The sequence below is a fragment of the Epibacterium ulvae genome (assembly GCF_018678075.1).
In the GTDB taxonomy this organism is placed as follows: Bacteria; Pseudomonadota; Alphaproteobacteria; order Rhodobacterales; family Rhodobacteraceae; genus Epibacterium; species Epibacterium ulvae_A.
The window spans coordinates 16,776-37,304 of the sequence record NZ_JAHHIR010000021.1 but is presented as its reverse complement, the minus strand read 5'-3'; the positions used below and the strand labels follow the sequence as shown (position 1 = coordinate 37,304).

Sequence of the window (20,529 nt, the reverse complement as noted above, 5' to 3'; positions counted from 1 at the left end):
AGTGTTTTCTGCATTGCAGCAAGTGCATGGCGGCTATTCCGCAGAGCCCCTACCTCACGCAAAAAAGGTCAGCTATGTTGTCTCTCATAGGGAGGATATCCCTGAACTAGGAGAGATATCCAATGGCGACTTTGACAACCACACACACCGGCCTGAACATCACAGCGGTATTCAAGCCTTTCGTAGCACTGGGCAAATTTCTGGTCCAGCTGGGCGAATCCAACGCACGCGTTCAAGTGATGCGCAAGCTGATGGAAATGTCCGACGAAGAACTGGCAAAACGCGGCCTGAAGCGCGAAGACATCGTGCAGCACGTGTTTGCGGACAAGTTCTACATCTAAGATCTGATCGCATCTTGGGGAGCGGGATATGACCGCTCCTCAGATGATTGCGCAGACATATCGTGACCATGGTCACGCGACGGCAATTGACCGTGTGGTGTTAGACTATACCGGGCGGTTTTTGCGGCGCAAAGTCCTCACCACTGAACGCGATGTACGGCTTCTGGTCGATCTGGCGCAGACGACCTCGCTGGATCACGGTGGTGTGCTGATCACCCAGGCGGGTGACGAAGTTCAAGTTGTTGCAGCACCGGAGTCATTGTTGGAAATCCGGGCAACCGACCTGACACGCATCGCCTGGCACATTGGCAACCGCCATACACCGTGCCAGATCGAGGGAGATCGCCTGCTCATTCAACACGACCACGTTATTCGCGATTTGCTGACGCTGTTGGGCGCAGATGTCGCCGAGGTGGTGGCACCCTTTACGCCCGAAGGGGGCGCATACGGTCACGGGCGCACTCATTCTCATGATCACGGCCACGGACCCGCGCACGAGCACGCCCATGACCACTGACGCGGCGCTTTTGTTGCAGCAGTGGCTGTCGCCTGCCTTTCCAATTGGTGCTTTTGCCTATTCTCACGGCATCGAAGCCGCAGTTGAGGCCGGCTGGATTACAGATACGGCGAGCTTGCACATATGGTTGAGCGATCTGTTGGAATTTGGAGCGGGCCGCAGTGATGCGTTGTTTATTGCCGCAGCCTATCGTGCTCAAACTCCGGCGGAATGGGCGGTTTTGGATGCGCAGGCCCTGGCGTTTCAGCCGTCTCGCGAACGTCTCTTTGAAATGACCCAACAGGGGGAGGCCTTTGTGCGCACCCTGGACGAGGTTTGGGAGATCACTTTGGATCTGCGCGCCTACCCGGTGGTTTTTGGCGCGGCGGTTGCCGCCAAGGATCTGCCGTTGGAGACGGCCACAACCCTCTATTTACAGGCCTTTTGTTCAAATCTTATCGCGTCTGCACAACGGCTGTTGCCGGTTGGACAGACCCAAGGGCAACGCCTGTTGATGCAGCTCGCTCCGCAAATCCAAGCGGCCGCCAAACAAGGGCTGGACGGGGATCTGCAACAGCTGGCATCGGTGGGATTTCTGTCCGATATTGCCGCGATGAAACACGAAACCCAATACTCAAGGATTTTCCGATCATGAGCAGCATGAACGGCCCCCTACGCGTGGGCATTGGCGGCCCAGTGGGCGCGGGAAAGACCACGCTGACCGCCAATTTGGCGCGGCACTTTTCAAAAACCCATTCCATCGGCGTCATCACCAATGACATCTACACCCAGGAAGACGCCGAAGCGCTGATGCGGATGCAGATCCTGCCGCAGGATCGGGTCATTGGGGTGGAAACAGGCGGCTGTCCGCATACGGCGATCCGCGAGGATGCCTCGATCAATTTGGCGGCGGTGGCTGAAATGCAGAAACGCCATCCTGATCTCGATATGGTCTTGATCGAAAGCGGCGGCGACAACCTGTCTGCGACCTTCAGCCCCGAATTGGCGGATGTGACGCTCTACGTGATCGACGTCGCCGCAGGTGAAGAAATCCCCCGCAAAGGCGGCCCGGCAATCACCCGCTCTGACATCCTGATCATCAACAAGACCGATCTGGCGCCCCACGTCGGGGCCTCGCTCGACGTGATGGAGCGGGACGCTACACGCATGCGCGCAGGGCGTCCATTTGTGTTTTCCAGCCAGCGCCACGGCGAAGGGGTCGACCAAATCGCCGCCTTGCTGGCAGAAGTTGGCGGGCTACCGGAAGCGAAGGGCGTAGCCTGAGCGAACCCGCCTGAGTGTTAACTCATGGCGCTGAGGAAAGCTTGGTCCTGGGCGTCTTCGCGCACCACGCTGTTGGTGCTACCGACACGGAAACGGTCGATCGCTTCCTGCATGGCCTGGGCTTCCTCGGACAGGCCAACGCTTGATTGGGTCACGCCCTGGAACAGTTGATCGTTGGTCTTAGTGGTATTGTCCAAACCAATCATCGCGTGGTTGATCGATTGCAGATCACCGGATTGTTCCTCGGCCGCGGATGCGATTTCGCTCATCCGGTTGGCCGCGTTCGAGACGGTCTCGGAAATCTCGCTCATCGCCTGACCGGTGCGTTGTACCAGTTCCGAGCCCATTTCGACCTGTTCGCTGCTTTCACGAACCAGATGGGAAATTTCGTTCGCGGCTTCTTTGGATTTGTTCGCCAGTTGACGCACTTCCGAAGCGACAACCGCAAAACCTTTGCCAACTGAACCGGCCCGCGCGGCCTCAACCCCGGCATTCAGCGCCAGAAGGTTGGTCTGTTGGGCAATGCCGTCGATCACGCCGATGATCTGGGCGATCTTTTCAGAGCTTGTCTGCAGGTCGCGCATGGCTGTGATGGTCTCGTCCACCACTTTGATGCTGGAGGTCGCGGTGGTATGCGCCTCTTGAACCGAGACAGAGACCGAGCTGGAGGCCTTGGCCGTGCCAGTAATCGATTCCGACAAGCGGCTCAGTGACGATGCCGTTTCGGCCAACGTGTCCGCCGTTTCGGCCGATTTCTGCGACAGATCCTGCGCCAGGGTCGAGATGTCAGAACTGTTGCCAACGATGGATCGGCCGCTGTTTGACACCACACGGACCGATTGTTCCAACCGCTCCACAGCCGCGTTAAAGTCATCGCGCAGCTTTTTGTAGCCACCTTCCAGCTCTTCGGTGACACGCGCCGTCAGATCCCCTTCGGAGAGCCGCTCCAGCCCGGTGGCCAGTGAATTTACGGCCAAGGTCTGTTGGGCCTGTCGCGCCTCACGCTCGGTTTTTACGCGTTCCTCGGTTTCGTCCTTTTCCACCAGCCCATCGCGGAAGACCGTCAAAGCACGGGCAATGCGGGAGATTTCGGTGCCCGCCCGGTTGAAGCCTTTGACGGGGCTCATATCACCGCCTGCCAGACGTTCTGTCGTCTCGCTCAATCGGACCAGCGGGCGCAGAATGAATTGGAACGTAAAGAATATCCCCAAAACGATCACAGCCGTTGTGACAATCATGATTGTGTTCAATCGATCCGTCGCATTGCCCACATCGCCTGAAATTTCACCGGCAATATTGCTGATCCCATCACGGCTGGATTGGCTGAGCTTAGTGGCGGTTTCGGCAATTCCGGTCATCGCAATGGCCGCCGCCAAGGAGGCATCGCGAGCCGCGTCACGTGCATTCAGCGAGTAAATCTTGGTATCCAAAATGCCGCCGTCTTCGGCCACCAAGGCATCGATCTTTTCCTGTGCATCGGCGTGCAGGGTGACATCGGCCTTGGAAATCGCCTTCAACAGGCCTTTGTACAGGCCCGGCAAACGTTTCCCGATCAAAATGGCGCCCTGCTGATTGTCCATCACCACCAGTTCAAGCGAGGTGGAGCGGAACAAGGCCAAACGGTTGTTGATATTCAGCAATTGCAACAGCTTGTTCACTTCGTTGCCGAACAATTCGTTGGTGGATTCCAAGTTTGATGCACCAACGTGTTCCGATGCAAATTGCAGCATCATCATCATATGTTCGACTTGGCCTGCAAGCTCGGCATCGGCCTTGTACTGTTGTAGTTCCGCATCGTGCAGCTGCTCCGCATGGGGGCGATCTACGAGCTTGATCAACTGGGCCCAAGCGGCGACTGCAGTCTGGGTTTCTATCAATTCATCGCGAATGGCCGGATTGTCCAGAACAGCCTGCAGGCTTGCTACTGTCTGTCCCAACGACTCCTGCGCAGTCTTGATCCGCTCGGCGCGCTCTTCTGGGGTCTGGGCAGTCTCGATTTCCAAGGAATCCACCGCCAACAGGGCCACATCCGTGCGCAACTGCATCAAGATCTGAATGGCTGCAAATTCACGCTCGACCATGTTTTTGAGCGAGGAATCCATGAACCCCACGATCTTCTGGCTGCTCGTGCGCATCCGGACTTTTGCATCCTGTGCGGCGCGCGTCAGTTGTCTTTGGGCGGCGATTGTGGCTCTGGCCAATTCGGTGACTTGATCGTCGATCTGCTCGGCGGCCACAAATTCATGACTGCGGTTTTCGACCAGTGCTTTGAGTGCTTTGTTTACGTCCATCAGCTCCGCATGGAACGTCTGGGTCTCTTCCGATTGTAGTTGTGGTAAAATTTCTTCGATGTGATGCAACGCATCGGCCTCGCCAGCATGGGCGATCTGAAGCTCTTCATCGTCCGAAGCCAGCAAAAGGTTGATCAGGGCCTTTTGCGCCTGACTGACCGCTTCGCTGACGTCAGATGTTTGCGCCAGAGTCGGTAGGTCATTTTCGGTGAGGTTTCTGACATTGACAGTAATCCTGTCAAAGGCAGAGGTGATCATCAGGCCACCAACGGCCGACGTCGTCCCCATGGCAAAAAGGATCAGAAAAATCTTGGCTCCGATGCTGCCCATCGCACGCATCAACCAGCCGTCCCGGGAGAAAAGTTTTACATTCATCAGGCGCGTCCAATCAGATCTAAGATGCAAACTCGCTCATCTGCGAGATCATTCACATATGTAGTTTTCTGAAATAGGTGCCTTGGAGTCGTAAAGATTCCGTCTAAGTTGTAAGGAGTGCAATTTTTTCGAGGAAGAAAACAAATAAAAACCGGTCGAATTTCTTCGACCGGTTAGAAACTATGCATCGGTTTGCAGTGTTAGAAGCGATCCGCTTAACCAGCGTTAAACTTACTCGCCTCGGAGGCAAGTGCTTCAATCGCCGCCCAGTCACCCGCAGCTACCAGATCTTTAGGCGCAACCCAGCTGCCGCCGGCACAGACCACATTTGGCAGGCTCAAATAGCTCATGGCGTTTTTAGGGTTCACACCGCCGGTTGGGCAGAAGCTGATCTGTGCCAATGGGCCACCGATGGATTTGAGAGCAGGCGCGCCGCCTGCGTCTTCGGCCGGGAAGAACTTGAGCATGTCATAGCCGCGTTCCAGCAGCGCCATCGCCTCAGAAGCAGAGGCCACGCCTGGCAGCATCGGAAGGCCGATGGCTTCGGCTGCGTCCAGCAGTTTCGGTGTCGCGCCCGGAGACACGCCAAAGGTCGCACCCGCTTCGACAGCGGCTTCAACATCGGCAGGGGTCACAAGCGAGCCAACGCCAACAACGCCGCCTTCAACTTGCGACATTTCGCGGATCACGTCCAGTGCGACGGGGGTGCGCAATGTCACCTCCAACGCGGGCAAGCCACCTTTGATCAGGGCTTGCGCCAGCGGTTTTGCATTGGCGACGTCATCGACAACCAAGACAGGCACAATAGGGGCCAGGCTGCACAATTCGCGGGCCTGTTTGCTGGCCTCTTGGGGGGTGATGGGCATTATTTACACTCCAAATACGCTTGCACCTTCGTCCGCAGAGGCAACACTGCGGCGGAAAGCTTGGAAGAGATCACGTCCAGTGCCGTGCTCATTGGCAGACAGATCGTCGATCGCAACAGGGCGATCCTCAACACCTTCCGTCAGGATTTCAAGAGCACCGCTTGGGGCATCAAGCCGCACGATGTCGCCGTCTTGTAGCTTGGCAATTGGGCCGCCGTCCAGTGCTTCGGGCACGACATGTATGGCAGCTGGCACCTTTCCTGAGGCACCGGACATCCGGCCATCGGTCACTAGCGCAACTTTCTTTCCCTGGCCCTGCAAAATGGACAACATTGGTGTGAGGGAGTGCAATTCGGGCATACCGTTAGCCTTGGGGCCCTGGAAGCGTACCACAACGATCACATCGCCGGTGAATTCACCCGCTTTGAACGCCTCTTTGACTTTGTCCTGGTCGTGGAAAACGCGCACTGGAGCTTCGACCACCTGATGCTCTTCTGCCACGGCTGAGATCTTGATCACGCCGGTGCCCAGTTTGCCAGTCAGGCGTTTCAAGCCGCCAGTGGCCTGGAATGGGCTGTCAGCCGGGCGCAGGATTGCATCGTTCAGCGACTTGCCAGAACCTTTGCGCCAGGTCAGCCCGTCTTCGCCAAGGAACGGCTCCATCACGTAATTCTCAAGGCCCTCACCGGCGACAGTTTTGGTGTCGGGATGCAGGAAGCCAGAGTTCAACAGCTCACCAATCATATAGCCCAGACCGCCTGCGGCGTGGAAATGGTTCACATCCGCCAGACCGTTTGGATAGACCCGCGCCAGCAAGGGCACCACATCAGACAGTTCAGAGAAATCCTGCCAGTCCAGAATGATTCCGCCCGCACGCGCCATGGCAACAAGGTGGATCAACAGGTTGGTGGACCCGCCCGTGGCCATCAGACCGGCAATCCCGTTCACATAGGCTTTTTCGTCCAGCACGTCACACACCGGCGTATAGTTATTGCCAAGAGCCGACAAAGACAGCGCACGGCGCGCGCCCTCTTCGGTCAGGGCGTCGCGCAGCTCGGTGCCTGGATTGACAAAGGAAGAACCCGGCAGGTGCAGCCCCATAAACTCCATCAGCATCTGGTTGGTGTTCGCCGTGCCATAGAATGTGCAAGTGCCCGGCCCGTGATAGGATCCCATCTCGGACTTCAGCAATTCATCGCGGCCGATCTCACCCTTGGCAAAGGCCTGACGCGTCTTGGCTTTTTCATCATTGGAGATGCCCGAAGTCATGGGTCCGGCCGGCAAGAATACCGCAGGCACATGGCCAAAGGACTGCGCGCCGATCACAAGACCAGGCACGATCTTGTCGCAGACACCCAGATAGACCGAGGAGTCAAAGACGTTGTGCGACATCGCAATCCCAGTGGCCATGGCAATCACATCGCGTGAAAACAGCGACAGCTCCATCCCGGCTTCACCCTGGGTCACCCCATCACACATGGCAGGAACGCCGCCAGCCACCTGCGCGGTGCCGCCGATCTTGCGCACTGCGTCGCGGATCCGTTGCGGATAGACCTCAAACGGTTGGTGCGCCGACAGCATGTCATTGTAGGCGGTGATAATGCCCAAATGCCCGGCGGAAGACGTCGCCAGATGGTCCTGATCCTCACCAGCTGCGGCATAGGCATGCGCCTGACCGGAACAGCTGAGGTGGGCGCGGGCGGGGCCTTTTTTCTGGGCCGCACGCATGCGGTCCATATAGGCGTTACGGGTGGTTTCGCTGCGGGCGATTATCCGGTCGGTCACCGCTTGTACGGTTGAGTTCAACGTCATGATGGTGCCTTTTCAGATGTTTGGTACCGATTGGTTGAAATTTTAATAATCACGCGCCAATGTCGCGCCAGCGACGTTCATCGCGGTGCATCAGCAACAGTGAATCATCGGGGCCAGAGCCGCCTTGGTCATAGGGTTGCGGTGCTTTTCCATTATCCGAGAACCCTTCGATGATCGGATCCGCCCAGGCCCAGGCCGCCTCGACCTCATCGCCGCGCATGAACAGGGTCTGGTTGCCACGGATGACATCCATGATCAGCCGTTCATAGGCATCCTGCGGGCGTCCCGCTTCGGGCAGGCTGTCGGCAAAGGTCATATCCAGTTTTGCCGTGGTCAGACGCATGCCACCGGGGCCGGGGTCCTTGATCGTGGTGTGCAGGGTGATGCCTTCGTCGGGCTGCAGGCGGATCACCAGACAGTTGCCTTCTGCCGGCGCGTCGCCTTCAAAGATATTATGCGGCGGATTGCGGAAGAACACCGCGATCTCGGACGCGCGCTGGCGTAGGCATTTGCCCGTGCGCAGGTAAAACGGCGTGCCGGCCCAACGCCAGTTCGCCACTTCCACCTTCATCGCAACAAAGCTTTCGGTGGTGCTACTGGGATCGCCTGCGTGTTCGCGGTAGCTGTCACCTCCTTGACGCGCGCGATACTGGCCACGGGCGATATCATCCTGAGTGACCGGCTTCAGCGCCTCGATCACCTTCAGCTTTTCGTTGCGCACCGAATTGGGCGTGAACCGTGCGGGCGGTTCCATCGCGGTCAGACATAGCAGCTGCATCAGATGGTTCTGCACCATGTCACGCATGGCACCGGATTTATCGTAGTACTCGCCGCGCCCTTCGACGCCGATGCTTTCGGCGACGGTGATCTGAACGTGGTCGATCTGGGACGAGTTCCACAACGGTTCAAACAACGAGTTCGCAAAGCGCAGCGCCATCAGGTTCTGAACCGTCTCTTTGCCCAGATAGTGGTCGATGCGATAGATCTGATGCTCTTCGAAATGCGCGCTAAGGGCAGCGTTCAACGCCTGTGCAGACGCAAGATTGTGGCCAAAGGGTTTCTCAACCACCACGCGGCTGTCGTTGGTTGCAATCCCGGTGGATTTCAAACGGCCGGCGATATCGGCAAACAGGCTGGGCGCCACCGACAGATAGAAGGCTCGCACCACATTGTCGCGCAAGGGTTTGGCCAGGTCAGCCCAACCCTGTTCGCTTTTTGCGTCGATCGCGACATAGTCCAGAATGTCGACAAAGGCTGCGATATTGTCCGGCGTCGCGTCCTCTGGATGGGCGAATTCTTTCAATGCTTTGGACACCAGATCGCGGAACTCGGCCTGGGTCATTGCACTGCGCGATGCGCCAATGACACGAGAGTTGTCATCGAATTGACCGATGATAAATCTATGGAACAGGCTGGGCAGAATTTTGCGGCGGGCAAGATCGCCGGTTGCCCCAAACAGCACCAGGTCGAAGTGATCAACAGGAATAACGCGTGATACCATGGTTCAGCTTTTCGCCTTTCTCGAACGGCAACAAATGGGGTTGCTCAAGTCTCAATTCTGATCGCGCTCCAGTCGCGTCCTGATGCCGACCCGTTAGGGCCAACATAGCATGGGACGTGGGAAACGTGACAAAGTTGTTTCCCCCCTACCGCGAATCAGTTTCGGATCCGTTGCTGTATTGGTAGCGCTAACAGAAATAAAAGTAACCCGTAAATGTGATGTGGTTTTGCGCCCTGTACACAGTGTGGTCACCCGTCGACAACGGGGCGCATGGGTTTCGCTGCGAAACGCGTTGCGCGTGTGGCGCGCGGTGCTTGTGCAACGCTTTGGTGGTTCGGGGGCGCAGTTGTGCTTTGTTTTCATAAGGCGAGTGTTTATGTGTGAAGCAACAGAGATTTATGAATCAAATGCACGATTTTCAGTGTCCCAATTGCGGCAGCTCCGTCGCACCCGCCTTTCAGACCGTCAAGATGGTGACCTGCAGCTCCTGCGGGACGTCTCTTTTCCTATCGGATCAGGCTGCCGAACAGGCGGGCGAACAGGGGGCGATGCATGATGTGCCGATGCTTTTTGGGTTGGGCAGTCATCTGCGGATGGGCCGTGACACCTATAACATCGTAGGCCACGCGCGGTTTTCCTATGGGCGTGGGACATGGGATGAGTTTTGCGCCTTGAACAGCGCGGGCGCGCCGCTCTGGATTTCCGTGGATGAGGGCGACATCATCCTGCAGGAAGAGGTCCGCCGCGCAAAATGGCCGCGCTACGATGGCTATCTGAAACTCGGCAAGGTGATTTCATATGATGGCGGCGGCTACCGGGTGGTCGAAGACGGCAAAGGGGAATGTATCGCCCTGCGCGGCAGTTTTGATGAGCCGCTGTATGTGGGGGAAATCTATCGTTATGTGAACTTGCAGGGCGAAAATGGCGATCTGCTCTCGGCCGAAATCGACGGCGATCAATACGCCTGGTTTGTCGGCCGCTGGTTTGACCCGTTTGAGGTTGAGGTGCTGTCATGACCTTGACCTCTGTCAATGCGATCAACTGCACCTCATGCGGCGCGGGCTTGGATGTCTTGGGCGGTGGCCGGGTCACCACGCATATCTGCCCCTATTGCGGCACGGAACTGGACGCGACCGCGAATTACCGCGCGTTGAAGCGTTTCAATGACGTGCCCCGCCCGAAAACGCCCTTTCCCATTGGCACAGCTGGTACGATCCAGGGTGTCGACTACACGGTGATCGGTCTGCTGGAACAGGTCGAACATTGGGGTGGCAAGACCTACGGCTGGCTCGACCATCAGCTCTATTCGCCGACACATGGCTACGCCTGGCTAACCTTGGAGGAAGGGCATTGCACCTTCACCCGTCGCTATCGCAGACCCTTGTGGATGTCCGAACACCGGGTCGCGCGGGCCAACCACCGTCCAACTCTGCGCGACAAGGGCGAGCAGTTCAAATACTATGAGACCAGCACCAGTGAGATCCGCTATGCCGAGGGGGAGTTCTCGTGGCAGCCGCGCAAATCGGACAAGACCTCAACCGTTTCGGTCCTAGGGGAGACACGGATGCTGTCCTTTTCCGCCACAGGTCGCGAACGTGAGGTTGAGCAGACCACCTATCTGAGCGCGGATGAGGTGAAGCAGGGTTTTGGTATGGATCCCGGTTTCTCCCCCGCGCGGGTGCATCCGCTGCAGCCCTTCAACGCAGGACCCAATGCGGGGTTCCAGATCAAGGCAAGCGCGATTTTTGCGGTTCTATGTCTGATCTTGGCCGGGTTATTCGCAGGCCAGTCTGGCCGCGATGTCCTAGGTCGGGTCTCACTGTCGCGCGCAGATCTGCCCTTTGAACAGGTGCTAGAGGGGATCACAGCCGGCGAGCTGGTGCAATTGCGTCTGGCGGGCAATGGCATCAACACCTGGTCCGAGCTGGAACTGGAAGTGAACGACCCGGAAGACGAAGTGCTGTTCAGCACGGTGCGCGCGGTTGAACGATATGCGGGACGCGACGCTGACGGGAATTGGAGCGAGGGCAGCAACCGCGCCAATGCCACATTCCGCGCACCTTTGGATGGCGACTACACGCTTTTCATCGATGTCGACGCCGAGGGCGACTGGACCGCATCCGGCGCGGCGCGACCCAACCAATGGAACCAACTCTCCGTCTCGGTCGATGCGGGGCGCAAAGTGATCCGGTGGATGATCTTTGCCACCGTTGTCTTTGGTCTGATGGCGGGCTTGCCGTGGTTGCGCGCACGTCGACATAATGCGGCGCGCTGGCGTGGCAGCGATTGGGTGGATGAGGATGACGATTAAGCCATGAACCTGTTTCGCATCATTTTTCTGGTCATGTCCTGCGCCATCGTCGCCGGGGCCAGTTACCTTTCTTACAACGGGATTGGCGGTGAAAGCCGGGATATCTCAAACTCGATCCGGGCCGCCAGCGGTGGTCGCGGTTTCGGTGGCAACGTCAAATAACGGGGGACCTTATGGACCTATTTTCCGCGATCCAACTGGCTGAGGTCGTCAGCACGTTCTTTTACACCCTCATCGGCGTGGTGCTGATGTTTATGGTCTGGAAGGTGATTGACTGGATGACGCCCTTTCCGATCCTGAAAGAGATTGAAAAAGACCAGAACGTCGCGCTCGCCATTCTGATCGGGCTGCTGTTCGTGTCGATTTCCATCATTATCGCGGCCGTGATCCTGTCATGAGCGACGCGCCATTGGGCGCGCGCACGCGTGAAGTCTGGCTGTTGATCGCAACCTTTCTGGTGGCGGTGGCCGGGCTTATTTACGAACTGATCGCAGCGACGCTTTCGAGCTACCTGTTGGGCGACAGCGTACGCCAGTTCTCCTTGGTGATCGGGGTTTTTCTGTCGGCGATGGGGGTTGGTGCCTACCTGTCCCGCTTTGTCGGCCAGGCGTTGGGCGGGTTTATCTGGGCGCAGATCCTGCTGGGTATTCTGGGCGGGTTCCTCGCACCGGTGGTGTTTTTTGCCTACGCCTGGACCGGCGCGGTGGAGCTGCCGCTGTTTGGCCTGTTGATCGCCGTGGGCATTTTGTCGGGCATGGAGATCCCCTTGATCGCGCGGGTTCTCAAGGAAATCGGTGTGCCCGAGTTCCGCTTTGAAAACGTCCTCAGTGTGGATTATGTGGGTGCGCTGGCGGCCTCGGTGGCTTTTCCGCTGTTGATCGTGCCACAGCTGGGGCTTATGTCGGCCAGCCTGGTCTTTGGCGGGTTGAACCTATGTGTGGCCGGTCTGTCGTTGTGGATGTTTCGTGCAGATGCGCAGCGCAGCCAATGGGGGGTCTGGGCATTTGCGCTGATCCTAACCGGCGCTGGGCTGGTGCAGTCCGAACGTCTGGTGACCGTGGCCGAAGCCGCGCTCTATGAGGACGACATCATCCTGAGCGAGACGACACCCTATCAGCAGATCACCGTGACCCGATTTCGCGACCGCACGCGGCTGTTTCTGGATCACTCCATCCAATTCGATAGTTTCGACGAGTATCGCTACCACGAAATGCTGGTGCATCCGGCCATGGCACAGGCCAGTCGGCGTGCGGATATTCTGATCCTGGGCGGTGGCGATGGTATGGCCGCGCGTGAGGTGCTGCGCTGGCCAGACGTCGAACAGATCACGCTGGTGGATCTGGATCCGCGCGTCACAGAGATCTTTCAAACCCACGATGATTTGGCCGCCTTGAACGGCAATGCCTTGCGTGATCCACGTGTAACAATTGAAAACCAAGATGCCTGGCAATTTGTCGAGCACAGCACCGCGCAATACGATGTAATCCTGATCGATCTGCCGGATCCAAAGAACCTGGCGCTCTCCAAACTCTACAGTCGCGCGTTTTATAATCTTCTGCTGGAACGGTTGAGCCCGCAAGGATTGCTTGCGACGCAGGCCGGATCGCCCTTTTATGCGCGCGAGGCATTTTGGTCGGTGGCCGCGACGCTGGAGGCTGCTCGCAATCCGGTCAAAGTCGGCAGCGGTTTGTGGACCTTGCCCTATCATGCCTATGTGCCGAGTTTTGGCGAATGGGGGTTCGTGCTGGCCGCGCCGTATGAACCGGCGCAACGTGCGTTGGATTGGCCAGCGGGCTTGCGGTTCCTGTCGGATGAGGTCTGGGAGCAGGCGAGAGCGTTCTCCAAAGACACCGGCCCGGTCGAGGTTGAGGTCAACCGCCTGCAGTCCCATGCCCTTGTTAGCTATTACCTGGATGGCTGGGCCAAGTGGTTTGAATGATGTGACGCCAAACCTATAAGCCGGGCTTGGACAGATTGCCCCAACACGCGCGCGGTTCCAAAAACAACGCAGACAATTTGTCCATTACGGTATCAGACTGTATTTTTTCGCTTTTGCGACATCGGCCTGTGTGGTTTGCAGCTAAACTGAACGCGTGATCAACGATTTGAGATACGCTAAGGGGAGAATACGGCCGCGATGTCGGAGCTGTGGGAGGGGATAGCACAGGCCTTTTGGCTGGTGGTGACGCTGGATAGCGATCTGGTGGAGATTACCCTGCGCTCCCTGCGGGTGACGCTCACGGCACTGGTGGTGGCTTCGCTGATTGCCTTGCCTCTGGCCGCTGTGCTGGCGGTGCGCCGGTTTCGACTGCGCCGGGCCACCATCGCCGTTTTGAACGCATTGATGGGCCTGCCGCCGGTGGTGGTGGGGCTGGTGGTCTATATCCTGTTGTCGCGGTCCGGGCCGTTCGGGGTTTTTGGGCTGTTGTTTACCCCCACGGCCATGATCATCGCGCAGGTGATTATTATCGTGCCGCTGATCGCCTCTATCGCGCATCAATCCTTGCGGGAGTTGTGGAGCGACTACCACGATCTGCTGATCTCACTTCATACTACCCAGGCGCAGCGGATCAAAACACTGTTGTGGGATGGGCGTCGCGCCTTGCTGACGGCGGCTTTGGCCGGGTTTGGCCGCGCCATCGGTGAAGTGGGAGCGATCATGGTGGTGGGCGGCAATATCGACCATCACACCCGCGTCCTGACCACGGCGATTGCGCTGGAAACCGGCAAGGGCGCCTTTGCGCTGGCGCTTGGACTCGGCTTTGTGTTGATCGGGCTGGCGGTGGCGGTAAACCTCTGCATCCACTGGTTGGGGCAGACCGAACGGACGGGGCGTTGGTGATGACATTGCTGCCATTGATCGCCAAAGGGGCCACCTTACGCCGTCGGGGCAAGGTTTTGATCGGCCCCGTGGATCTGCGGCTCGAAGGGCAGGGGATCACTGCTGTTATCGGTCCCAACGGGGCGGGCAAAACCTCGCTGTTGAAAATGCTGCATGGGATTGTGCGCCTGAATGGCGGGTCCGTGACGTGGAATTGCCCGATGGCAGAGGCGCAGGAGCGTCAGGCTTTTGTGTTTCAGCAACCGGTGATGATGCGCCGTTCTGTGTTAGACAATGTTGCCTATCCACTGCGGTTGATCGGAGTCTCGCGTGGTGAGGCCCGCGCGCGCGCCATGGATTGGGTGGAGCGTATTGGTCTGAGCGCCGCCGCGGAACGCTCTGCCACTGTTCTGTCGGGGGGGGAGCGGCAAAAACTAGCGCTGGCCCGCGCTCTGATCCGCAAGCCCGAAGTGCTGTTTCTGGATGAACCCTGTGCGTCGCTCGACGGACGCGCCACGCGTGAGATCGAGGCGTTGCTGCAAGAGGCGGCGGCCGATGGCACCCGGCTGGTGATGTCGACGCATAACCTGGGGCAGGCCACGCGACTGGCCACTGAAATCATTCTGGTCGCTCGGGGTCAGATCCAGGAACACCAACCAGCTGCTGCGTTTTTTGCGGGGCCAAACACAGATGAGGGACGCGCGTTCTTGCGAGGAGACATAATCGAATGAAACATTTGCTTTTGAGCGTAGTCGTCGCGCTCACGCTGCATACGCCTGCTTGGGCCGAGGCGATGAAACTGGCGGTCACAACGTCGTTCCACAATTCTGGCCTGGCTGAGATCCTTTTGCCCGAGATCAAGCGCGACCTTGGGTTTGAGGTGCAGCTTTTGGTGGTGGGCACCGGGCAGGCCATCCGATTGGGAGAGGCCGGCGATGTGGATGCCATTCTGGTGCATTCTCGAGCGGCTGAGGTGAGTTTCCTCGCCAGCGGTCATGGAACCCACCGTCGTGAGATCATGTACAATGATTTTGTCTTTGTCGGTCCCAAAACGGACGTAGCTGGGGTGAAGACCGCACAAAACGCTCAGGACGCATTGAGCAAGATTGCCAATGCGGAAGCCGTGTTTGTCAGCCGAGGTGACGACAGTGGCACACATAAGAAAGAGTTGAGCCTGTGGGAGGATGCCGGGCTGGACCCCGAACGCTTTGGCAGATGGTACCGCGCCGTGGGTGCAGGCATGGGAGCGGCGCTGAATACGGCGGCGGCTTTGGATGCGTACATCATGGCGGATCGTGCAAGCTGGCTGAATTTCGGGAACACAGGGGATCTGGCTTTGCTATACGCTGGCGATCCGGATTTGTTCAATCAATACGCCTATGTTCCGGTGAATGCCGAGCGACACAGTCATGTCAAAACCAGCTTGGTAGACCAGTTGGAAAATTGGTTGATTTCAGACAAAGCCAAAGGTCTGATCGACGACTACCAGATCAATGGTGAGACGCTCTTTGTGTTCAACGCCAAACGCTAATCGTTCTGTAGCGTGTGACGGTCGACGTGGGTCTCCCGCCCACTCTGTGCGCAATCAATAGATTGCAGCGAGCAGTTGGGCATAGCGCTGGGCCTTGGCCCGGCGCGGGCTGATCTTTGGACGACAGTGCGGAGGTGCGAGCCCGCGCCACCTGCGTGACAGCGCGGCGCTTGGCCCAACTGGACCTGTCGCGTTTTAGTGCCGCCCCAAGTGCTCGTTTGAACCACTTTCCGTTCGAAAACGACGGGGCTTTTCCAGCCCAATGCTGAGTGTCGGCGTCGCGGATTGTAGAAGCCGTTGATGCATTCGAAGATGGCCATCTCAGCCTGCCACCGTGTTTCCCATGACCTCGCCAGATCAGCTCGGCTTTGATGGTCTTGAATAAGGTCTCGACAGCAGAGTTTTGCGCCTTTGAATGATCCCCCCGGATCATCCAATCCGCTGGCGCGGACCAGCTTAAACTCGTAACATTCTCCTTTGTCGCTCATCGACGCTGGGAACCCGTGCTGTTGCAGGATCTTTTGGTAGTCGTGCGAGCGGTACTGCCTGCCGCGGTTCGTATTAGCTGTCTGGGTTTGCGTGGATCGCGAATTGTTTCAGTCCAGCCGATTGTGCTTCGATTGCACGGTAGCTTTCTTTCACTCCGGCGTCCGTCAGTTCACGTGCCACGGTCAGCAGCGTATTGGCTGGGTGATCTGCGCAAAGTTCTACCATGTGTGACAGCTCTTCTTGTGCGACCGGACGCGCAGCGGCGCGGTCTGGCGCGCCATAATATGTCAAGAAATGCTGCGCCAGAAGGTCTGTGACCTGCTCCAACTCTTGGGGTTCGATCTGCGTGACGGCGACAAATGTCACCCTCCCGGCGGTCTCCACCCCCATCCAACCGTTGGCAAAAGCCTGACGTTGCTTGCCGATCAGATCACCATCTGACCAGTTGGAGAACTCAAACCCGCCCGAGATACACCATTCGCCGGTGCGCGCTGGGTTTGCAAAGACATTCATGTCGCTTTCGTCAAAGTGAATGGCACGGGCCAAAAGCATGGTCTATTCCTCCAGCAGATCGGTAAGGGGTAGAAGATGGGTCTGTTCGCCGTCGCGCAGCAGCATCCCGAAATGTTCATCCACGCCAAGGAACGTCCCGGAACACACGCCCTGGGTCGTGGTCTCACCCAAATTGTGAAGCAGCCCGCGCCACTCACCGTGCAGCGATTTAGCACCGTCTTTTTCTTCCCAGCGGCAAATCCAATGCAGAGTATGGCGCGCCCAGGCTTCCAACAGGGCGGGGGCTGATATATCGGCGCAGCCTTCGGCAAAGAGGGCAGTTTCATCCGGGGTCAGGCCGGTTTCCGCATCCGAAGGCCAAAGGCGCAGCTCAAAGCCAACCACAAGCCATTCGGGGATCTGATCCACCACCGGGCTGCCGGCTGCTGTACGCAATTGACCACAGCGGGCGCCGTTGATGCGGATTGCCCCGCCCCATTCGAAATGAATCGCGACCTCGGGCGGGGCAAGTGCGCCCATGGCGTTTTGAAAGCCAACGCCGCAGGCAGGCAGCATGGCTATCGCCTGGGTCAAAGGCACCTCGGGCGCAAGCACCAGTGCTGCTGCCATGTGATCCGCACCAAAGTTATAAGTCACCAATCCGGCCTCACAGCCCAGCACCGCCTTTTGGCGCGCGACCTCAAAGGGGTCGTCCTGCCCGCTCAGGGCATGACCGGACATCAATGGCGGGAAGGTCGGGGTGGTCATATGTGTTCTTTCTCGATCAGATCAGCGGCGATTGATTGGAACACCTGCGCCTGCGGGCTGTCGGGTTTGGACACCACAATCGGCGCGCCTCCATCGGCTGCCAGACGGACGTCCAGATGCAGCGGCACTTCCGCCAAAAGGGGCACGCCGAGCTTTGCGGCCTCATTCGCGACGCCGCCGTGGCCAAAGACGTGTTCCTCGTGGCCACAGTTGGAGCAGATATGGGTCGACATATTTTCAATCATACCCAGGATCGGCACGTTCAATTTGTGAAACATATCAATACCTTTGCGGGCATCGATCAGCGCGACATCCTGCGGGGTAGAGACCACGATGGCCCCGTCGACATGCGCCTTTTGGCTGAGGGTCATTTGAACGTCGCCGGTGCCGGGCGGCAGGTCCACGATCAGCACATCCAAAGCGCCCCACTGGACCTGCATCATCATCTGTTGCAAAGCCCCCATCAGCATCGGCCCGCGCCAGACAACCGCCTGATCATCGTTTGTCATCAGACCGATAGACATCATGGTGACCCCGTGATTGCGCAGCGGCAGGATGGTTTTGCCATCTGGGCTGGCGGGGCGGCCCGAGACGCCCAGCATGCGCGGTTGCGAGGGGCCATAGACATCCGCGTCCAGCAGTCCAACGCTTTTACCGGCTTGCGCCAACGCACAGGCGAGATTTGCGGAAACGGTAGATTTGCCAACCCCGCCTTTGCCCGAAGCGACCGCGATGATCTTTTTCACACCGGGGATTTGTTGCGGCCCCTTTTGCTCGGCCGGGCGCGCGGGTTTGAGGTCCGGTGGTGCCTTTTGGCTGTGGGCGGTCATCATGGCAGAGACTTTGGTCACACCGGCCAGTGCTTTTACCTTGGCTTCAGCCTCGGCGCGCAGGGGTTCGTAGGCTTCAGCGCGCGCCGGGTCGATTTCCAACACAAAACGGACACTGTCGCCGTCCACAGTCAAGGCGCGGACAACGCCGGCGGATACGACATCTTGGCCCGAGGCGGGATCGGCAATGGTTCTGAGCGTCTCGAGAACGGTTTCACGGGTGAGGGACACGCGGTGCTGCTCCTTGTGGTGGCGGCGCTGCGAGGCGCGCGCAAATTGGTTTTTGGTGCTTTACCAGAGAGCGCCCAAATGGACCACGACCAGCGCGGACCGCATCATGTGAAATTGACTGCATCAGTGATCGCGTCGCTTGCTGAGGTAGTCATCGGTGGTGCGCACTTTGGGCCGTGCTGCTCCGGTCATTGGGGCACTGTGCTGGTGAAATTGCGCGGCCACCCGGCAGTCATCGCACATCTGGATCATCTTTGCCGTCTGGCTGTTGGCGAACATGGCGTGTTTTCCGGCCAGCTTTTCGGTGATCTTGTCGATGGTGGATTTCACGCCAAAGGGTTTGCCACATTCGACGCACTCAAAGGGGTCCTCTTCGTGCAGGACCACTTGTGACAACGCGCTATCCGTCAGGTTCAGCCGGGGTTCATAGGTGATGGCTTGCTCGGGACATGTATTGGCGCAGATGCCGCATTGCAGGCAGGCGTCTTCCTGGAACCTGAGTTGCGGCTTGTCCTCGTTGTCGCCCAAGGCACCAGAGGGGCAGAGGGAGACACAGGACAGGCATAGCGTACAGGCATCGGTGTCCACCAAAACGGCACCATATGGCGCGGCGTCTGGCAGGGGCAGGTGTTCGGTGTTCGGGGCAAGGGCCTTGGCCGCTTGGCGGGTGATCTGACGGCGGGTGCCGATGGGGCGGATGGGCGTTTTGATTGCAGCCGGTGTTGTCGCCGCAAACAGCTCATCCGAGAGCGCGTCCGGGTCGGACAGATCGAGCAAGGAGGCTGTGTTTGGCCCAGAAATCGCGGTTGCCAAATCCAGTTCTCGCTGCTGTACGTCGCGCTCAACACTGGGCGATAGCAGGATGTCGACCTTGGCAAACCCGGCGGCCAGCGCGGCGAGGATTTCGGCATGGCCAAAGCTGTTCAGCGCCTCAACCTCGAGCGGGATGGCATTTGCGGGCAGCCCTTGGCCAAAACGGGCGGCCAGGGCGATCATCTCTGTGCCGTGTTCATTGACCACCAAAAGGCGCGGTGCGGTGCCCCCTGCCGCAACAAATGTGCGGGCCAGGGTTTGCACGCGTACAAACAGGCTGTCGGTGGGCGGCGCATCATAGGTGAGCGCGCCAGATGGGCAGAGCGAAGCACAGGATCCGCAGCCGGCGCAGATCATCGGATCGATGCTGACGTGATCTCCTTGTGAGGTGATGGCCCCGGTGGGGCAGACATCCAGGCAGCGCGTGCAACCCGACTGGCTGGCACGGGAATGGGCGCACAACAGCGCTTCAGTCCGGATATAGAGCGGTTTTTCGAAGGTTCCGACCAGCTGGCTGGCGGCGAAAACCGCGTCTGAGACGGCAATGGGATCTTTGGGATCGGGCCGCAGATAGCCTTCGCGCTTTTCCGGTGCAGGAAACATCGGTGTGCCGCCGGTCAGGTCCAAAATGATGTCACAGTCCGACTGGCCGCCGTCACGCGGCGCTGTCCAGGCCCAGTTGCGGCCGGTGATGTCGAGTTGTTGCAGGGCATCAATATGGACCTGAAACTGCCCAAGCGCGCCGGCTGCGCAGCGCAGGTTTCCCCGGATCACGTCATATCCGCGGTGCACGGGCTGGTCGTCTTGATCTGTTAAAAGTACAGTTACCCCCAAGGCATCCTGCAGCTTTTCAGCCACCGGAAGGGCGGTTTTTGCAGGTCCGATGATCAGGCAAAGCCCGTGTGAATGGACATCCAACGTCTTGGCCGCCGGGACAGTCAGGGCAGTTTCGGCGACCAGTGCGGACATTTTGGGTATCAAATCACCCGTATCTGCGGTCCACCCAGCCCGGTCACGCAGGTCCAGAAATTCGGGTTCTGGGGCGCCTAATTCGGCAGCAAGCTCGCTGAAAAATCGCCCTTCTTGGGTGCAGCAAATTGTGGCCTCACCCTGTGCTATAGCGGCGGCTGCGACCTCAACTTCGTGGGTGCAAAGGGCGGTATGCAGTTTCGAGCAAGGGCGGTTGGTGGTGGCCGCGAGACGGTCCGCGTTGATCGGGTTGGTTCCGGAACAGTCACATAAAATCAATGGCTTATTCATTTTGTCCTCTCGATCGA

The 20,529-nt window shown here is 58.5% G+C and carries 19 protein-coding genes and 2 pseudogenes; 12 read left to right on the top strand and 9 right to left on the bottom strand.

Features of this window, described 5'->3' with window-relative positions:
- Nucleotides 1-122 precede the first annotated feature (122 nt).
- From KMP13_RS04690 to ureG, 4 genes are read left to right on the top strand one after another with little or no spacing between them, the layout of a single operon-like run.
- Nucleotides 123-341, top strand: coding sequence for a hypothetical protein (locus KMP13_RS04690; protein WP_215264401.1), 219 nt, complete (start codon nt 123-125; stop codon nt 339-341).
- 28 nt (nt 342-369) lie between these two features.
- Nucleotides 370-858, top strand: a complete 489-nt coding sequence (locus tag KMP13_RS04685; protein WP_215264400.1) for an urease accessory protein UreE — start codon at nt 370-372, stop codon at nt 856-858.
- On the top strand, nt 848-1,492 hold the full coding sequence (locus tag KMP13_RS04680) for an urease accessory protein UreF (RefSeq protein WP_215264399.1): 645 nt from the start codon (nt 848-850) through the stop codon (nt 1,490-1,492). The genes KMP13_RS04685 and KMP13_RS04680 overlap by 11 nt, the downstream gene beginning before the upstream one ends.
- Entirely contained in the window at nt 1,489-2,121 is a 633-nt protein-coding gene (gene ureG, locus KMP13_RS04675; protein ID WP_215264398.1) for an urease accessory protein UreG, read from the top strand. Before KMP13_RS04680 ends, ureG begins: the two co-directional genes overlap by 4 nt.
- Before the next feature lie 17 nt (nt 2,122-2,138).
- Here the strand turns inward: ureG and KMP13_RS04670 are convergent, their stop codons facing one another.
- The 4 genes from KMP13_RS04670 to zwf form a co-directional block, all read right to left on the bottom strand.
- Complete coding sequence (locus tag KMP13_RS04670) at nt 2,139-4,787, bottom strand: methyl-accepting chemotaxis protein (RefSeq protein WP_215264397.1); 2,649 nt, start codon at nt 4,785-4,787, stop codon at nt 2,139-2,141.
- A 215-nt stretch (nt 4,788-5,002) separates the two neighbouring features.
- Entirely contained in the window at nt 5,003-5,653 is a 651-nt protein-coding gene (gene eda, locus KMP13_RS04665) for a bifunctional 4-hydroxy-2-oxoglutarate aldolase/2-dehydro-3-deoxy-phosphogluconate aldolase (RefSeq protein WP_215264396.1), read from the bottom strand.
- Between the two features lie 3 nt (nt 5,654-5,656).
- Nucleotides 5,657-7,465: a phosphogluconate dehydratase gene (gene edd, locus KMP13_RS04660; protein WP_215264395.1), complete on the bottom strand. Its 1,809-nt coding sequence runs from the start codon at nt 7,463-7,465 to the stop codon at nt 5,657-5,659.
- A gap of 49 nt (nt 7,466-7,514) precedes the next feature.
- Nucleotides 7,515-8,966, bottom strand: a complete 1,452-nt coding sequence (gene zwf, locus KMP13_RS04655; protein WP_215264394.1) for a glucose-6-phosphate dehydrogenase — start codon at nt 8,964-8,966, stop codon at nt 7,515-7,517.
- 398 nt (nt 8,967-9,364) lie between these two features.
- On the opposite strand from zwf, the gene KMP13_RS04650 reads away from it, so the two are divergent.
- From KMP13_RS04650 to KMP13_RS04615, 8 genes are all read left to right on the top strand, one after another.
- The gene (locus tag KMP13_RS04650; RefSeq protein WP_251363679.1) at nt 9,365-9,982 is read left to right on the top strand and encodes a DUF4178 domain-containing protein; all 618 of its coding nucleotides are present in this window, start codon (nt 9,365-9,367) and stop codon (nt 9,980-9,982) included.
- The gene (locus tag KMP13_RS04645; RefSeq protein ID WP_215264393.1) at nt 9,979-11,277 is read left to right on the top strand and encodes a DUF4178 domain-containing protein; all 1,299 of its coding nucleotides are present in this window, start codon (nt 9,979-9,981) and stop codon (nt 11,275-11,277) included. Before KMP13_RS04650 ends, KMP13_RS04645 begins: the two co-directional genes overlap by 4 nt.
- Nucleotides 11,278-11,280: 3 nt before the next feature.
- Nucleotides 11,281-11,439 carry a hypothetical protein gene (locus KMP13_RS04640; protein WP_215264392.1) on the top strand — a complete coding sequence of 53 codons (159 nt, stop codon included), beginning with the start codon at nt 11,281-11,283 and terminating at the stop codon, nt 11,437-11,439.
- Between the two features lie 11 nt (nt 11,440-11,450).
- On the top strand, nt 11,451-11,675 hold the full coding sequence (locus KMP13_RS04635; RefSeq protein WP_215264391.1) for a DUF350 domain-containing protein: 225 nt from the start codon (nt 11,451-11,453) through the stop codon (nt 11,673-11,675).
- A complete protein-coding gene (locus KMP13_RS04630; protein ID WP_215264390.1) occupies nt 11,672-13,216 on the top strand; it encodes a polyamine aminopropyltransferase in 1,545 nt (514 codons plus the stop codon). Before KMP13_RS04635 ends, KMP13_RS04630 begins: the two co-directional genes overlap by 4 nt.
- A 198-nt stretch (nt 13,217-13,414) precedes the next feature.
- Nucleotides 13,415-14,119 carry an ABC transporter permease gene (locus KMP13_RS04625; protein ID WP_215264389.1) on the top strand — a complete coding sequence of 235 codons (705 nt, stop codon included), beginning with the start codon at nt 13,415-13,417 and terminating at the stop codon, nt 14,117-14,119.
- A complete protein-coding gene (locus KMP13_RS04620) occupies nt 14,119-14,829 on the top strand; it encodes an ATP-binding cassette domain-containing protein (protein ID WP_215264388.1) in 711 nt (236 codons plus the stop codon). The genes KMP13_RS04625 and KMP13_RS04620 overlap by 1 nt, the downstream gene beginning before the upstream one ends.
- Nucleotides 14,826-15,629, top strand: coding sequence for a substrate-binding domain-containing protein (locus KMP13_RS04615; protein ID WP_215264387.1), 804 nt, complete (start codon nt 14,826-14,828; stop codon nt 15,627-15,629). The genes KMP13_RS04620 and KMP13_RS04615 overlap by 4 nt, the downstream gene beginning before the upstream one ends.
- A 224-nt stretch (nt 15,630-15,853) precedes the next feature.
- On the opposite strand, the pseudogene KMP13_RS04610 reads toward KMP13_RS04615, so the two are convergent.
- From KMP13_RS04610 to KMP13_RS04590, 5 genes and pseudogenes are all read right to left on the bottom strand, one after another.
- Nucleotides 15,854-16,192: pseudogene (locus tag KMP13_RS04610) on the bottom strand (IS3 family transposase); the annotation flags it as partial.
- On the bottom strand, nt 16,191-16,670 hold the full coding sequence (locus tag KMP13_RS04605) for a DUF6505 family protein (RefSeq protein WP_215264386.1): 480 nt from the start codon (nt 16,668-16,670) through the stop codon (nt 16,191-16,193). The gene KMP13_RS04605 and the pseudogene KMP13_RS04610, both read right to left, overlap by 2 nt.
- Nucleotides 16,671-16,673: 3 nt before the next feature.
- Nucleotides 16,674-17,378, bottom strand: a complete 705-nt coding sequence (locus KMP13_RS04600; protein ID WP_215264385.1) for a biotin/lipoate--protein ligase family protein — start codon at nt 17,376-17,378, stop codon at nt 16,674-16,676.
- A pseudogene (gene apbC, locus KMP13_RS04595) lies at nt 17,375-18,442 on the bottom strand (iron-sulfur cluster carrier protein ApbC); the annotation flags it as partial. The pseudogene apbC and the gene KMP13_RS04600, both read right to left, overlap by 4 nt.
- 120 nt (nt 18,443-18,562) lie before the next feature.
- Entirely contained in the window at nt 18,563-20,512 is a 1,950-nt protein-coding gene (locus tag KMP13_RS04590) for a 4Fe-4S binding protein (RefSeq protein WP_215264383.1), read from the bottom strand.
- Nucleotides 20,513-20,529: the final 17 nt, after the last annotated feature.